Annotated in this window: 13 protein-coding genes and 1 pseudogene; 8 read left to right on the plus strand and 6 right to left on the minus strand. The window is 50.3% G+C overall.

The features are described 5' to 3' along the window. The first annotated feature begins 18 nt into the window (after nt 1-18). Both IEW48_RS11915 and IEW48_RS11920 read left to right on the plus strand, forming a co-directional pair. Nucleotides 19-918: a carbohydrate ABC transporter permease gene (locus IEW48_RS11915; protein WP_188623953.1), complete on the plus strand. Its 900-nt coding sequence runs from the start codon at nt 19-21 to the stop codon at nt 916-918. After that, on the plus strand, nt 915-2,045 hold the full coding sequence (locus IEW48_RS11920; RefSeq protein WP_188623954.1) for an ABC transporter ATP-binding protein: 1,131 nt from the start codon (nt 915-917) through the stop codon (nt 2,043-2,045). Before IEW48_RS11915 ends, IEW48_RS11920 begins: the two co-directional genes overlap by 4 nt. A gap of 80 nt (nt 2,046-2,125) precedes the next feature. Here IEW48_RS11920 and IEW48_RS11925 read toward each other — a convergent pair whose 3' ends face one another. Beyond that, on the minus strand, nt 2,126-2,458 hold the full coding sequence (locus IEW48_RS11925) for a TM2 domain-containing protein (RefSeq protein ID WP_188623955.1): 333 nt from the start codon (nt 2,456-2,458) through the stop codon (nt 2,126-2,128). Nucleotides 2,459-2,673: 215 nt separating this feature from the next. Between IEW48_RS11925 and IEW48_RS11930 the strand changes: the two genes are divergently transcribed. The 3 genes from IEW48_RS11930 to IEW48_RS11940 all read left to right on the plus strand — a co-directional run bounded on the left by IEW48_RS11930 (nt 2,674) and on the right by IEW48_RS11940 (nt 5,439). Further along, entirely contained in the window at nt 2,674-3,105 is a 432-nt protein-coding gene (locus tag IEW48_RS11930; RefSeq protein WP_229704030.1) for a hypothetical protein, read from the plus strand. Between the two features lie 126 nt (nt 3,106-3,231). Further along, a complete protein-coding gene (locus tag IEW48_RS11935; RefSeq protein ID WP_188623957.1) occupies nt 3,232-4,665 on the plus strand; it encodes an MATE family efflux transporter in 1,434 nt (477 codons plus the stop codon). 261 nt (nt 4,666-4,926) lie between these two features. Further along, nucleotides 4,927-5,439: an FAD-binding oxidoreductase gene (locus IEW48_RS11940; RefSeq protein ID WP_188623958.1), complete on the plus strand. Its 513-nt coding sequence runs from the start codon at nt 4,927-4,929 to the stop codon at nt 5,437-5,439. Nucleotides 5,440-5,465: 26 nt separating this feature from the next. Here the strand turns inward: IEW48_RS11940 and IEW48_RS17115 are convergent, their stop codons facing one another. Continuing rightward, nucleotides 5,466-6,566 (minus strand): SEC-C metal-binding domain-containing protein, encoded by a 1,101-nt coding sequence (locus IEW48_RS17115; RefSeq protein WP_229704028.1) that lies wholly within the window; start codon nt 6,564-6,566, stop codon nt 5,466-5,468. Nucleotides 6,567-6,614: 48 nt separating this feature from the next. Between IEW48_RS17115 and IEW48_RS11950 the strand changes: the two genes are divergently transcribed. From IEW48_RS11950 to IEW48_RS11960, 3 genes are all read left to right on the plus strand, one after another. Continuing rightward, complete coding sequence (locus IEW48_RS11950) at nt 6,615-6,827, plus strand: hypothetical protein (protein WP_139023969.1); 213 nt, start codon at nt 6,615-6,617, stop codon at nt 6,825-6,827. Between the two features lie 254 nt (nt 6,828-7,081). Continuing rightward, complete coding sequence (locus tag IEW48_RS11955) at nt 7,082-7,534, plus strand: MarR family winged helix-turn-helix transcriptional regulator (RefSeq protein WP_188623959.1); 453 nt, start codon at nt 7,082-7,084, stop codon at nt 7,532-7,534. Beyond that, on the plus strand, nt 7,531-10,677 hold the full coding sequence (locus tag IEW48_RS11960; protein WP_188623960.1) for an MMPL family transporter: 3,147 nt from the start codon (nt 7,531-7,533) through the stop codon (nt 10,675-10,677). The genes IEW48_RS11955 and IEW48_RS11960 overlap by 4 nt, the downstream gene beginning before the upstream one ends. A gap of 5 nt (nt 10,678-10,682) precedes the next feature. Here IEW48_RS11960 and IEW48_RS11965 read toward each other — a convergent pair whose 3' ends face one another. The 4 genes and pseudogenes from IEW48_RS11965 to IEW48_RS11980 all read right to left on the minus strand — a co-directional run. Next, nucleotides 10,683-11,162 carry a Uma2 family endonuclease gene (locus IEW48_RS11965; protein WP_188623961.1) on the minus strand — a complete coding sequence of 160 codons (480 nt, stop codon included), beginning with the start codon at nt 11,160-11,162 and terminating at the stop codon, nt 10,683-10,685. Then, on the minus strand, nt 11,162-12,133 hold the full coding sequence (locus IEW48_RS11970; RefSeq protein WP_188623962.1) for a carbohydrate kinase family protein: 972 nt from the start codon (nt 12,131-12,133) through the stop codon (nt 11,162-11,164). Before IEW48_RS11970 ends, IEW48_RS11965 begins: the two co-directional genes overlap by 1 nt. Nucleotides 12,134-12,167: 34 nt before the next feature. Further along, on the minus strand, nt 12,168-13,673 hold the full coding sequence (locus IEW48_RS11975; protein ID WP_188623963.1) for a glycoside hydrolase family 32 protein: 1,506 nt from the start codon (nt 13,671-13,673) through the stop codon (nt 12,168-12,170). Nucleotides 13,674-13,721: 48 nt separating this feature from the next. Beyond that, nucleotides 13,722-14,234: pseudogene (locus IEW48_RS11980) on the minus strand (carbohydrate ABC transporter permease); the annotation flags it as partial. Nucleotides 14,235-14,371: the final 137 nt, after the last annotated feature.

The following is a 14,371-nucleotide window of genomic DNA, read 5'->3' on the forward strand; positions in this document are numbered from 1 at the left end:
ACATAAGGGGGGTTGGGCATGGACATTTCATATCGCGGTGAAGTAAGGAGCCAGGTTTCTTTTCCCAAAGCATTAAAATGGAAAAAACGAATGCCGTATATTGTGGCTTACGGCGTCTTGTTCATCACGACACTGCCTGTCATTTTGATGTATTTGTGGCTGCTCTTAAATTCGTTTTCCAGCCAGATGAAGTACGGTTTTATACCGGTAAACTTTACTCTGGATAACTGGCGGTTTCTGTGGACGAACGTGGAAATTGCCGGGTCTGTTTACCCGAGTATTTGGCTGGCCACTTGGAACTCCTTGGTCTTTGCCGGCGTATTAACCATCCTGGAGGTCATCATAGGCGTGATGGCCGGTTTTGCCCTGTCCCGCTTAAGGTTTCCCGGCCGTCATGGGTTATTAAAGATTACTTTGATTTTACACGCATTCCCAAGTATCGCCCTGTTGATTGCTGTCTTTTACATCCTTAACTTTCTTGGCTTGTTTGATACCTTATGGGGAGTCGTCCTGGTCAAGACCGCCCTGCAAATTCCTCTCACGGCGTGGATTATTAAAGGTTTCTTCGATGATGTGCCCTGGGATGTGGAATGGGCCGGTTTAATCGATGGGTGCAACCGGTTTAAAGTATGGTATTCCATTGTCCTGCCCTTGGTTAAACCTGGAATTGCCGCCGTATGCATCTTTTCATTCCTGTCTGGCTGGTCGGAGTTTCTGTTACTCTATACCTTTATCATTAGTGACAGTAATATCACCTTGGCCACCTATTTGCAAAAGCTGCTGAGCGATCCCAACTTGGTGCCGTACGGTTTATTGACAGCTGTTTCGGTCTTCTATATGCTGCCTGTCATTGTCTTCTTCATCCTCACCCAAAAATCCTTAATGCATATGCATGCGGGAGGAGGTAAAGGCGTATGAGAATAGAGTTAAGAAATGTGTCCAAGCGCTTCGATAAGGCCGATGTGATTGAGAACTTGAATTTGGTGATTGAGGACGGGGAATTTGTGGCTTTATTGGGGCCCAGCGGGTGTGGAAAATCCACCACCCTGTTGATGCTGGCCGGAATATACAAGCCGACTAAGGGAGACATTCTTTTTGACGGGCAAATTGTGAATGAAGTAGAACCCAAAGACCGGAAAATAGGGATGCTCTTTCAAAGTTACGCCTTGTACCCGCACATGACCGTACTGGAAAACATTATGTTCCCTTTAAAACAAATGAAAGTGCCCAAAAAAGAAAGGGTTGAGCGGGCCAAAGAAGCAGCAGCACTGGTTAAACTTGACCACTTGCTTGACCGCCTGCCCAGCGAACTGTCCGGCGGCCAGCAGCAGCGCGTCGCCTTGGCCCGTGCGGTTGTGAAAGAACCGAAATTGCTTCTGTTGGATGAACCCCTTTCAAATTTGGATGCCCGCTTAAAGATTGAAATGAGAGAGGAGATTAAACGGATTCAGCAGGAGCTCGGGATCACGACAGTCATGGTCACCCATGACCAGGAAGAGGCCTTAACCATGGCAGACCGGGTTGCCATCATGAAAGATGGAGAATTAGTCCAATACAGTAAGCCCCTTGATTTGTATCATCACCCCAAAAACTACTTTGTTGCCCATTTCATTGGCAGCCCGCCCATGAACTTTTTGAAAGGTCAATTATCTGTGCAGGATGATCAGCTTCAGTTTGCCGGTGAGGGCACAAAGATCAACTTGGGCCGCTGCCTCAAGGAATTTAACGTCCGTGACGGCCAAAGTGTCTATCTGGGGGTGCGGCCCCATGATTTGAAACTGGGCAAAAAGGGTCAGATTACATTAACGGGGGTTATCAATCTGACAGAGCCTCTGGGTCACACCACCCTGGTCAATGTGACGGTCGGCAACTCATTGTTCCGCTTCTTCAGTGACAAAAAATTTGTAGCAGGTTTGAGAGGCGAAGTGGAAATATCTTTTGACAGACACGCCTTGCATTTGTTTGATGCTTCAACCGGGGAATCGCTCAGCAAGGGGCACTTGGCTGATGAGCCAGAAGTCAGTGAAAACATTATACCTATGTAACGTTGGGGCTGCCATTGTTACCACAGTATAGAAGAAACCCCTGATGCTTCGTGAGAAGGTCAGGGGGTGTTTTATTATGACTACCCATTAAACTGTTTGATTTTATGGATCAACTGTTCCTCAATTTCCCGGTTCTTTTGCTCAAGACGGCCATTAATCAAGAAAGCATCGATGATAACCCAGATAAAGGTCGGCAGGAAAAAGGTAAACCACCCCACCAGCAAGGTGACCAGGAGCATACCCACAGCGTAACCGGTATCACCTAAGTAGAAGCGGTGTCCTCCCAAACCTCCCAAAAAGAACCATAACAGCCACATGACCACTTTGCTTTTCTTTTTATTGTTGAACTCCGACTGGAGCATAGCCAGTTGGCGTTCATCCAGTTGTTGCTTAAGGTACAAGTTGTCGCTCATGTCTCATCTCCCATTTCAAATTATTTTACGGTAAAGTTTATGCATGATCGAACTGAATATGCCTGATTGACCCGCCGTTTTTCCGCCTTGTCAAATTGTTGTGTGCACTTATTGTTGCAAAGATCACAAGCAACCCGTATAGTAGTCTTAAGCTGCCAGCAATACGCATAACGTATCCTAAAAATGTGTAACGATCAGGGGGCTGGCCAGTGCAAATGAAAATTACACTGAACAGGGGGATGGTCATGACAAATCAGGTGAAGCAAGACGGTGGCTGGATCAGAAAGGTTTATCTGTATCTCACCATGTTGATCACCTTGCTCATGGTGATCGGAGGCAGTGTCGGGGTGGTGATGGCCGTAGCAGACATCGTGGCGCCTACGCCTTACTACATGTCCTTTGAAGAGTATCGTCATATGCATACAGTGAAGCAGGGGGAAGGGCGTACAGAGATTGGCGGGGAAGCGGAAGTTGACGAGCAAACCTTGCGTGCCCAGTATGAAGAGATGATCCGGTTAGAACGGGAACGCTCGGTGGAACGGGCCAAAAACAGCTTGATCAAAAGTTTAGCCTGGGTATTGGTGCCCTTGCCTGTTTTTATTTATTTCCAACGGCAGGTGCGCAAAGGCGGGGGCAACAAAAATTAAGGCCTAACCGCTTCTTTGTTTGGGAGCCCATGGAGCAGACCCTGGCTACACTTAGGCAGATGGCACCAAAATGCTGCTGATCACATTCAAAAAGAGAGCAAATAAACGGACAGGGGAGAGGTGCTGATGAAAATACAAAGTGAACGTTTGGGTAAGGAACCCATCCCCAAATTGCTGGCCAGATTGTCCATCCCGGCCATGGTAGGCATGTTTGTCATGGCCCTGTATAACGTGGTTGATGCCATATTTATTGCCCGCAGTGTGGGCACTATCGGGGTGGCTGCAGTCTCCATCGCCTTTCCCGTCCAATTGATAGTGATGGCCATAGCCGGTGCGATTGGCATTGGCGGTGCCTCGGTGATATCCAGGCGCCTGGGCGCCCAAAAAACAGAAGAAGCTAACCGTGTCTTTGGCAATGTGATCAGTATGGTTTTAATGGTCAGCCTTGCCGGTGTGATTGCGGGTTTAAGTTTCCTGGAACCACTCTTACTGGCCTTTGGTGCCAGCGAGAGCATTATGCCTTACGCCAAGGATTATTTGGGCATTATCTTATTCGGCACCGTCTTTTTTGCTTTTGGCTTCTCGATGAATAACATTGTCCGCTCTGAAGGCAATGCCAAAATGGCCATGTTGACCATGGTCATTTCCGCCGGCCTAAATATGCTGCTCACCCCTGTCTTCATATTTGGTTTCGGCTGGGGCATTAAGGGGGCAGCTGGAGCAACCGTTTTAGCCCAGGCGATCACAGCACTGTATTTGGTTTACTATTTCAAATCGGGAAAAAGCAGCCTCACGTTCAAACCGGCCAATTTACGCCCTGACCTGGGTCTGCTCAAACAGATTTTCGCTATTGGGTCATCTGCGTTTGCTCACCAGGTGGCAGGAAGCATCATGTTTGTCATTGCCAATCATATGCTGGTCACCCACGGCGGCGATTTGGCCGTGGCTGTGTTTGGCATGATCCACCGCATTATCATGTTTACCATTTTGCCTATGCTAGGTATTATGCAAGGCACTGCACCCATCGTGGGTTACAATTACGGCGCCCGGTTGTATCAACGCGTCAGCGAGACGATCAAGCTGGCCTATAAAGTGTCGACACTAATGGGATTGGTTGTTTTTGCCCTGGTGATGACATTTCCTCACCTGTTTTTACGAATTTTTACCAATGATCCGGAAGTGCTGGAGATGGGTACCACAGCACTCAGGTTCATCTTTGCCCTGTGCATGACCATCGGCATCCAGATGGTGACAGGTGGCGTTTTTCAGGCGTTAGGTAATGCCAAGGCGGCTCTCATTTTATCCTCGGCCCGCCAGGTGCTGTTTCTGATTCCCTTGCTGTTTATCTTGCCGCCTTTCCTGGGCTTGACCGGCATTTGGCTGGCCTTTCCTCTGGCTGACCTGTTGGCCTTCTGTTTAGCGCTGTTCTACCTCTACAGGTACAAAAATCTATTCTTTAACCAGAATCAGGAGCCCCCGGCAGGTCATTTGCAACATCAAGGGTCCCCTGCTGATCTGCACAAGGGTACTGTTCAGAAGCCCTCGGTGCCCTCCGCTTAAGTGTAAGGCCACATTCTTCCATTTGCCTGACATGTGCTGCTCCGTTGGGGCAGTACAATGTTGTTTGTTTCAGATTATTTATGATATATTAAAAATACGGAACATTAAACGTGGGCATTCTGGTTTATAAAGGTATGTTGAGGGGATGAAGGATCAGGTGTTGGGTTTGGAAGTGGTTTTGGCCGGCGGGCGCATCATCCGCACGGGGAGCATGGCTGTCAAGTCAGCGGCCGTCCAGCCAGCGTAGAAGAAGATGTCCAGTTGGCCAAGGAGATGACCCGGCATAATGGCGCCAAGGCCTGGGAAGAAGAGCGGGATTCCCTGAGGCGAGCCCGCCTGTGGGAAGCCCGCCACCAGGCCGCATTGGCGATCATCGCCCGCTCACCTGGCAAAAAACATATGGTCACTGATGTGTGTGTGCCTATCTCTGTATTGCCCGAGGCGATTGTCCAGGCCAGATCCGAAATCGAGCGCCACCAGCTGGAGGCAGCCATTTTGGGACATGTAGGGGATGGCAATTTTCATGTGGCCTTTTGCTTTGATCCCGACCATCCAGACGAGCGCAACAAAGCGCTGGCCGTGAACGAAGCTGTGGTCAATTTTGCCCTGGCACATGGGGGGACTTGTACCGGAGAACATGGCATCGGACTGGGCAAAATCAAGTACCTGGAAGTCCAATACGGCCCGGCCGTTGAGGTGATGGCTGCCTTAAAACAAACCTTGGATCCCCGCCACATCTTAAATCCAGGAAAAATCATCAGGACCGGTATATAAACCCGGTCCCGTCTAAGATTATTGCTTTAGGGTTCTAGTGTGTCTAACAAGTCACGTGCAGCCTGCCAAGTCTCTTCGTCAATGTCCGCTTGTGCGGCAACCAGTTCTTTCAATAGCGCCACGGCTTCTGCTTTGCGGCCTGTATCCATCAAAAAACAAGCATAGCGGTAGCGGCCAAAATGCCAGTCTGGCATCGTTTGAAACAACTGCCGAAACTCTTCCTCCGCTTGGGCCACCTGCCCGTCCGCAGCCAGTATATCCGCTTTGTCACACCAATAATTGCCCCGTTGATATTCATCGTTTTCCAGTTCCAGCAAAGATTGGGTCACTTCCAGGCCCAGCTGTGTATACCCGTCATGATTAAAACAAAACATTTGTAAATCTTGCAAGGCATTGCGGAGATAATCCGAATGCCCCATTTGCCTGGCCTGGCTAACGTTGTCTTTTAGTGCCAGTTCCGCCCCCTTGACATCTTCAGCCTGTTCAAAGTACCGGGCAATGTGGACCCGGTTTTCCAGCTGAAAAAGGGGATGTAAAGGGTCGCCGAGAAACCATTTCGCAGCTTCGGTCATATAGGAACCTTGGCCTAAAATTAACATGCCGGCCATGGGATCCACCTGGTCCAGATCCGGTACAGTGGTGGTGACGTCTAAACAGCAGCGTTTATATTTTCGTCCGCTGCCACACGGGCAGGGTTCGTTACGGCCCGTTTTTTTCCGCTGCACGCCCAACAGGCGCACACCAGCTTCATATGCTTGTATATCGAACGGTTGTTTAAACTTCAGACTTTGATCCAGAAAATGAATAAAAACCCGCGCAATATTGGCCCTGGCCGCATGGTCACTTAAGCCCATCGCCCTGAGGCGGCGCATGGTGAGCGGCAAGCTTTCCAGCTGGGGATCAGCCAGCTGGTTTACAATGATGGCTTCAATATAGACATGTAAAAGCGGATTCACCCCATTGATCACCACTTGGCCAGGCAGGTGGTTGCGCCGTTCCAGAAGCAGCTGTACTTCAGGATGTTCTTCCAAAACAGCTGCTAAGCCAGCCACATGGATGTCCCCCTCAGCCAGCTCGGGCCTTAGAAGCTCCTTTACAAGCTGGTCCAAATCCGTCTTGTACTGCACAGGACTCCCCTCTCTCCACCGGTCATTTTAATACTTATTGTAGCGTATTTGGCCACTCACGTCACGTTAAAACATCAGGCGAAAGTCATCGCAGTAGATCCAGCATGGACAGCAAGCAAGGAGGAGGACAAACCCCCGAGATATTACGTAGAAAAAGTGAGCAAGACCATTGAACAAGTGACCAGAGACAACATCCCCTACCTTAAAGGCAAGGCCAATCTGCCCGTGTACCAAGCGTTAAAGGGGTTGGTCGGTTTTTAAAACGGGATAAGATGTGACCAAGAGAGTACCCTCAAACAATGAATCCGCTTACATGAATAAAGGAGATAAAAATACTGCCCACAAATACTTGACTCAGACTTCAATAGACACACGCTTGACAGAAATCCGGCCATATAGTTAAACTGTTTAATAGTTAAATCATTGAATCAATTGGTTGTAAAAGATCGTTGAGTGCGGATTGAGCCAGGAGTTGCGTGTATCGAGGATCTCGTGCCAGGAGGGAGAGTGAAATCGTGCACCAGGAAAGTATCCGGCACTTCATCGACCGTTATCTGTCCATCACTTTCTTCGTAACGAAAAGGGCAGCCATCCTGGTCAAATCAGAGCTGGATCAGGATATGACAACTGATCAATTTTTTTTGCTGCGTTATATCCAACGGTGTGGCCAATGTACATCAACGCAGTTGGCAGCCGCCTTTGTCGTTAACAAAAGCGCAATTACAGCCATCACCAACAGACTGGTGGATAAAGGTTTTCTGGAACGGAAACGCGATCCTCGTGACCGCCGTCTGGTCTGTCTTGAACTCTCACCCGCTGGAAAAAAGTGGCTGGCTGCAACTGAAGAAAAAATATACCAGCTGGTCAAAAAAGTGATCACTCATTTTTCACAACAGGAGATCGAAACCTTTATCAACACATATGAAAAACTGAATCACATCTTACGGGAGATGGAGGAAAAAGCATGAGAGGCATACTGAAAGGCAAGTGGCTGGTGCTGTTAATCTGGCTGGCCGCCTTGGGTATCCTGTGGTTCGCCAGCCCTGACATGGGTGAGCTGGTCCGTGAGAAGGGGCAGATTACCGTTCCTGACGGGTATTCCTCTGCGGTGGCTCAGGACATTTTAAATGAAGTACTGGAGCAGGAGGGCAAAGGAGGCCAAAAGTCTGCCGTCTTGGTCTTTCACCGGGAGAGCGGGCTCGCGGCAAGTGACAGGCAGGAAATAGAAGAGACCCTCCAACGGCTTAAAGAGGAGCAAGGAAGACTGGGCCTGGCAGAGATCATCTCCCCCTTTGAAGACTCAGACCTGGAGGAACGACTGATTTCTGCAGATGGAACCACCATTTTGATCCCTGTCGCTTTTGAAGAGCAGGGAAAGAGTGTCAGGGAAATCAGAGCAACGTTCAATCAGGCCTTAGAACAAGTCAGCGTTGAGCATTATTTGACCGGGGGCTGGCTGATTGACGAAGATATGATTGTCAGCGCACAGGAAGGGCTGAAAAAGACGGAAGGCATTACGGTGGTCTTTATCCTTGTGGTCATGCTGATTGTTTTCCGTTCCCTGGTAGCTCCCCTGGTGCCCCTGGTCACTGTGGGGATCACTTATTTGGTTTCCCAGTCCATTGTTGCTTTTCTCGTTGACCTGCTTCATTTTCCCTTGTCCAATTTTACACAAATTTTTCTGGTGGCCGTGTTGTTTGGCATCGGCACCGATTACTGCATCTTGCTGCTCAGCCGCTTTAAAGAAGAGCTGATCCGCCAGGATAACCGTAGCGAAGCGGTGGTGACCACCTACCGTACGGCAGGAAAAACGGTTTTGTACAGCGGTCTAGCGGTGATGATCGGCTTTGCTACAGTCGGTTTATCCACTTTCCAACTGTATCAATCGGCGGCAGCTGTGGCCGTCGGAGTGGCCATCCTGTTGTTGGCCTTAGGCACCCTTGTTCCAGTGTTTATGGCCCTCATGGGTCCCAGGCTGTTTTGGCCGGTCAGAGGCCAATTGGAACACCGTCCCAGTAAGCTGTGGGATGCCGCCGGCCGCTTTGCTCTGGCCCGGCCGCTCATCGCCCTGGCCGTTGTTGCTCTGATTACCGCGCCTGTTCTGCTCACGTATGACGGACAGATCTCCTTCGACCTGACAGAAGAGATCGGAGATGGCTATCCTTCTGTCAAAGGCTTTCACATCATCAGCGAACGTTTCGGACCCGGTGAAGCCATGCCTGTCCAGGTGGTGCTGCGGCACCATGCACCGCTGGACGGACCGGACCATCTGGTGCTGCTTGAAAAAATCAGCCGGGAGCTGGCCAAAGTGGATGGTGTAGAGCAGGTGCGTTCTGTCACCAGACCATTAGGGGAACCAGTCGAGGGATTCCTGGTCGCTCAACAAGCGGCCACACTGCAGGAAGGTTTGGAACAGGGGCGGAACGGGATTGAAGAAATCAGCTCTGGCCTGGGTGAAGCCAACGCACAGCTGGCTGCTGCCAAGCCCGAACTACAGGAAGCCACAAGGGGCATTCAAGAACTGGTCAGCGGTACGGAGGAGATTCAGGCCGGTCTGAATCAGCTGCACAACGGGCTGGCCCAGCTGGCACAGGGTGCAGACAGCGGCGCCAGTGGCGCAGAAGAGATCAGGCAAGGACTGGTGGAGATGAAAGCCAACGCCCGCCAGCTGCAGGCAGGGGCTGAACAACTGCTGCAAGGCTACCAAACAGCAGAGGAAAGCCTGGCTTCTGTCGCTGAACAGTATCGCCAGTTCCAGGCAGGATTGGCCCGTCTGGTGGAGCAACTGGCTCAGGTCCATCAGTCTTTGCAACGCGTGGAGGAAAGGCACCCCCAATTGCAGCAGGATGAAGAGTACCAGCAAACGAAGCAGGCCACAGCTGTCTTGCTCCAGCAAGGGCAGCAGCTGGCCGCCGGGTTGGAGCAGTTGAATGCGGCCTTGGCCCAGATCAAAACAGGTTTGGCCGAGGCCAATGCCGCCCTGTCCGGCGTGGCTGGCGGCCAGCAAGCTTTACTGGCCGGTTTGGATCAACTGATCACCGCCCTTGAAGAGTTGGAAGATGGTTTGAACGAGTTAGCGGATGGCCAGCAGCAGATCACCGGTCAGCTGCCCTCTTTGTCTGGCGGACTGGACCGGGTGAATAAAGGACAGCAGGAACTGCTGTTGGGCTTTGAACAACTGGGGGGACAAGTGGATGCCTTGATCAGCGGTTTGGATCAAAGCACAGCTGGCTTGCATCAAGTGGCGGACGGCTTGGCCCAGGCAGAACATTATCTGGCTGAACTCTCTGCTGTCGTTGACGAGGAAATGGCCGGCTGGCATGTGCCTCAGGAGGTGTTGGACAGCGCTGAGTTTCAGCAAGCGCTGGAGGCTTATCTCTCTGCCGATCAGAGGATAGCCACCTTTGATGTGATCCTGGCCGACAATCCCTACGCTATACAAGCGTTGGCCATGATCCCACAACTCGAGGAAGCTGTTCAACGGGCGGTCAAAGATACAGAACTGGAAGGGGCTCAACTGGCTGTGGGCGGTGTGACCAGCACCTATGCTGATTTGTACCACATTTCCAGTGAAGACTATGCGCGCACAGTGGTGCTGATGCTGTTGGGCATTGCCCTTATCCTGGTCGTTGTGCTTCGTTCCCTGGTGATGCCCATCTATTTGATTGCTTCCCTTGTGTTAACCTATTATACGTCCATGGCGGTCACAGAACTGATTTTTGTCAACGCATTGGGGTATTCGGGCATTAATTGGGCGGTCTCTTTCTTTGCTTTTGTGATGCTGATCTCCCTGGGGATCGACTACAGCATTTTCTTGATGAACCGCTTTAACGAATATCGGCACCTGTCGGTCAAGGAAGGCATATTGCTGGCCATGGGCAATATGGGCACCGTGATTATCTCTGCTGCTGTCATTCTAGGTGGGACGTTTGCGGCCATGTACCCATCAGGGGTCCTCTCCCTGATGCAAATTGCCACTATCGTCCTGACGGGGCTGTTCCTTTATGCTCTGGTGGTGCTGCCCCTCTTTGTACCAGTCATGGTCAGGATGTTTGGCCAGGCCAACTTTTGGCCGTTTAAGGATACACCTTCCGCCAGTGAAGAGCAGTAGGTGCTTTAAGGGGTTTTGTTCTGTTCAAACTGGAAAACGGGTTTTAACTTAATCGTTAGATCTTTAATAACAAACGACCTTAATTGGCCTTCCTTGCCGAAGGCCTCTTTTGTGCGGTAATAACCATCCTCGAGTCCCAGTACTTCGACCATTTTGTAGCCGGGATCCACAAGCCAGTACTCTTGGACACCAAATTGCTGGTAAAGCTTCAACTTTTCGTTCCGGTCTTTCAATGCTGTTGCAGGTGATAGTACTTCCACTACCAGCGTTGGGGGGCCGTAACACCCTTTGGAAGCCAGTTGATTGGGATTACAGATGACAGCCAGATCAGGCTGCAGGACATGATCGGGATGGTCATAATCTTCTTTTGCGCTCAAATACACATCAAAAGGAGCAACCGCCACATAGCAGGCTTTGTTGCCAAAATACGCCCGCAAAGCAAAATGAAGTTCGCCAACGATATACTGATGTTCCCAGGATTTCATTATACCACTTTCATGACCTCATCATAGCTCGGCAAGGCAGCCATGGCGCCGATTTTGGTGCACACCAGGGCCCCCACCCTATTGGCAAAAGCGACGATCTCCTTCATTTGTCCCATATCGCCTAAGGCCTGTAGGGGATCATCCAGGCGGGCCAACTGAAACAATACGGCTCCCACAAAGGCATCACCAGCGCCTGTGGCATCCACCGCTTTAACCGGGATGCTTTCGACCAAGGTCTGTTGCTCCCCGGCCGAAAGGAATGTTCCTTCCTTGCCAAGGGTGACAGTTACGGCCTGGGGGCCTAACTGAAGTATCCTTTGCACACCCTGTGTTGGATCGTTTGTTCCGCTTATAACCTCCAGTTCCTCGGCACTGACTTTGACGAAATCAGCCTGGCTTAGCGCTTGGCGGGTTAACCGGACAAACTCCTTTGTTCTGCCTTTCCACAGGTCCCCGCGGTAGTTGGGATCAAAGGAAACCAGCTGTCCGTTATCCTTGGCTTCTTCCATGAGGCGCAAGTAGGTGTCCCGGAATGGCTTGTCCAGCAAGGCGGTCGCTGATCCGAAGTGAATCACTTTAGCTTGGCGGATTTTTTTCAGGTCTAACTCATCATAGTTTAAGAGGCCATCCGCTCCCCGGTTGAACACAAAGTCCCGTTCCCCCTCTTTGGTCAGGGAAACAAAGGCAAGAGTGGTGGGAGCATGTTTATCCATGACCAGCATGGAGGTATCCACCTGTTGCTCATCCAACACCTGTTTTAAAAAGCTGCCAAACGGATCATGGCCCACTTTGCCGACAAAAGCAGCCTGGCCGCCCAGTTTGGCTACGCTTGCGGCCACGTTGGCCGGCGCCCCGCCGGCCTGCTTCACAAAGTGAGTGCCCCGGCTCAAATCCACGTCTACATCAGTGCAAAAAAAGTCAATCAAAAGCTCGCCAATGGTGACAACCAGCGAACCGGCTGAGGTTTTCATGGTTTAGTCACTCCTTGTCTGTGTGGCAAAAACTTTAATTAATATTAATTATAGCATGTTTTAAGTCCCACTTTTTCAGGTTGATGATTTGAATAGGCTGATCGGCAAAAAAGCGGATGCCGGTGGCCCCTTCACTGGGATACACACGGGCTGTCATCACTGTTGTCCCGCCGTTGATAAAAATTTCTACAGACGATTTATCAATAAAACAGCGCAAGTGGAGCTGGTTATTTTCCAAGGGCACTTCTGCCTGGCGGATGCCGCCAGGACCTTGACCCGAGCGGTTGCGGTCCAGGCTCACGAGGCTGTCATCTCTGGTGTAAGTCAGGACTGTTTCTTCCCCTCTCTCTTCATTCACTCTCAGTTTCAACCCAAAGCGGGAAGCAGCCTGGGCATCGATGACAAGCTCCAGTTCCACGTGATCGCCGCTGATCCCCTCCAAGGCAAGCTCACCTTCCACCATCACCTGGGTATAATACACTTCATTTTCCCTCAACCGTTCTAACTCGGGAACAGGTGTGGAGACGATCTGGCCGTTCTTGATCCTTAGCAAGCGGGGCAGTGTCATCGCCCCTGCCCAGCCGCAGCTTTGTGTGGGCATGGGACTCTCCCACATGTCCATCCAGGCGATGAGGATTCTTCTTCCTTTGTTGTCAATTGTTGTTTGAGGGGCATAAAAATCAAAGCCATAATCCAAGAGCTGAAAAGGGCCGTGGGAAAGTTGGCCTGTTTCATAGTTTAACGTGCCGATGACATAACCCGATTGATGCAGATTATGGTAATAGATGCCTTCCGGTTTCATGCCTTGGGGGGACATGACCAGCACATCTTGGCCGTCTAAGTGGAAGAAATCGGGACACTCCCACATGAAACCGAAATTTCCTTCCCCTTTGGCCATGACATTGACAAATTCCCAGTTGATCAAATCAGGAGAACGGAACAACAGGGCCTGGCCTTGGTTGGTTTTGGTTTTGGAGCCGATCACAGCATAGTACTGCCCTTCATGCTCCCAGACCTTTGGATCTCTGAAATGGTGGGGGTGTATGTCTCCTTCCGGTGCAGCAGCAATCACCGGGTTCTCTGCCAGTTTGGTAAACCGCACCCCATTGTCACTCACGGCCAAAGCCTGGGTTTGCTGCAGATCCTTATCATGATCAGGGCCTGTCCACACATTACCGGTATACATAATGTACAGTTTGCCGTCTTTTTCAATGGCACTGCCGGAAAAACAGCCATTCTTGTCATAGGCTTCGCCCGGCGCCAGGGCGATGGGAAGGTGCTCCCAAAACACCAAATCCTTACTCTTCACATGTCCCCAGTACATGGGGCCCCATTCGGGGGAAAAGGGATGGTGCTGATAAAACAGATGATACTCCCCTTTGAAGAAACAAAACCCATTGGGGTCATTCATCCAATTGGCCGGAGGGGACACATGATATACAGGACGCCAGGGGTGGCCGCTGATCTTCTTATTCATTTCCTCCACGAATTGTTGAGCTGTTTCAAGGTTATTGTCCATGTGATTGACTGTCTTTTTCATTTCTCTCCACCTTTGCTCTATTTTCTAGTTGTGCCGTGTTGTATCCAATTATTTAATAGACCCTTCCAATACCCCTTTAATAATCTGTTTTTGCATCAGCAAATAGAAAATGATGACCGGAATAATGGCTAACACCAGGGCTGCCATGGCGGCGCCGTATTCAGAGGTGTAATGGCCGAAGAAGTAGAACGTGGACAGGGGTATGGTCCGGTTGCTCTCATCAATGAGCACCAGCGAAGGCAACAGGAAGTCATTCCAAATCCATAACACATCCAGGATGGCGATGGTGATGGTGATGGGTTTTAACAGCGGAAAAACCACATACCAGAACACCTGCAGCAGGGATGCCCCATCAATGTAGGCGGCTTCTTCCAGTTCCTTGGGTATGTTTTTAATAAAACCGTGATACATAAAAGTGGCCAGACTAACCCCGAACCCTAAGTAACAAAAGATGAGGGTCCATTTGCTGTTTAACAGCCCCAGGTTTCCATATACCGAAACAAAAGGAATCATGAGGGCCTGGAACGGAATAATCATAGAAGCTACCAAGATATACAAGATAAAGTGATTCCCTGAATCCGTGACATATGGACGGGATTGGTTTAAATATTTGCCACATGATGACTTATAGACATTAAAATGATCACAAAATATTTGATTATCACCTTAAATACCTATATATTCCAGGCCATCCCCCG

Origin of the sequence: Caldalkalibacillus thermarum, from assembly GCF_014644735.1 — a bacterium.
GTDB lineage: Bacteria > Bacillota > Bacilli > Caldalkalibacillales > Caldalkalibacillaceae > Caldalkalibacillus > Caldalkalibacillus thermarum.

What these genes read in the sequence shown, in the direction of transcription:
- IEW48_RS11915 (WP_188623953.1), top strand. Translation starts at nt 19, where the DNA reads ATGGACATTTCATATCGCGGTGAAGTAAGGAGCCAGGTTTCTTTTCCC.
- IEW48_RS11920 (WP_188623954.1), top strand. Translation starts at nt 915, where the DNA reads ATGAGAATAGAGTTAAGAAATGTGTCCAAGCGCTTCGATAAGGCCGAT.
- IEW48_RS11925 (WP_188623955.1), bottom strand. Translation starts at nt 2,458, where the DNA reads ATGAGCGACAACTTGTACCTTAAGCAACAACTGGATGAACGCCAACTG.
- IEW48_RS11930 (WP_229704030.1), top strand. Translation starts at nt 2,674, where the DNA reads ATGAAAATTACACTGAACAGGGGGATGGTCATGACAAATCAGGTGAAG.
- IEW48_RS11935 (WP_188623957.1), top strand. Translation starts at nt 3,232, where the DNA reads ATGAAAATACAAAGTGAACGTTTGGGTAAGGAACCCATCCCCAAATTG.
- IEW48_RS11960 (WP_188623960.1), top strand. Translation starts at nt 7,531, where the DNA reads ATGAGAGGCATACTGAAAGGCAAGTGGCTGGTGCTGTTAATCTGGCTG.
- IEW48_RS11965 (WP_188623961.1), bottom strand. Translation starts at nt 11,162, where the DNA reads ATGAAATCCTGGGAACATCAGTATATCGTTGGCGAACTTCATTTTGCT.
- IEW48_RS11970 (WP_188623962.1), bottom strand. Translation starts at nt 12,133, where the DNA reads ATGAAAACCTCAGCCGGTTCGCTGGTTGTCACCATTGGCGAGCTTTTG.
- IEW48_RS11975 (WP_188623963.1), bottom strand. Translation starts at nt 13,673, where the DNA reads ATGAAAAAGACAGTCAATCACATGGACAATAACCTTGAAACAGCTCAA.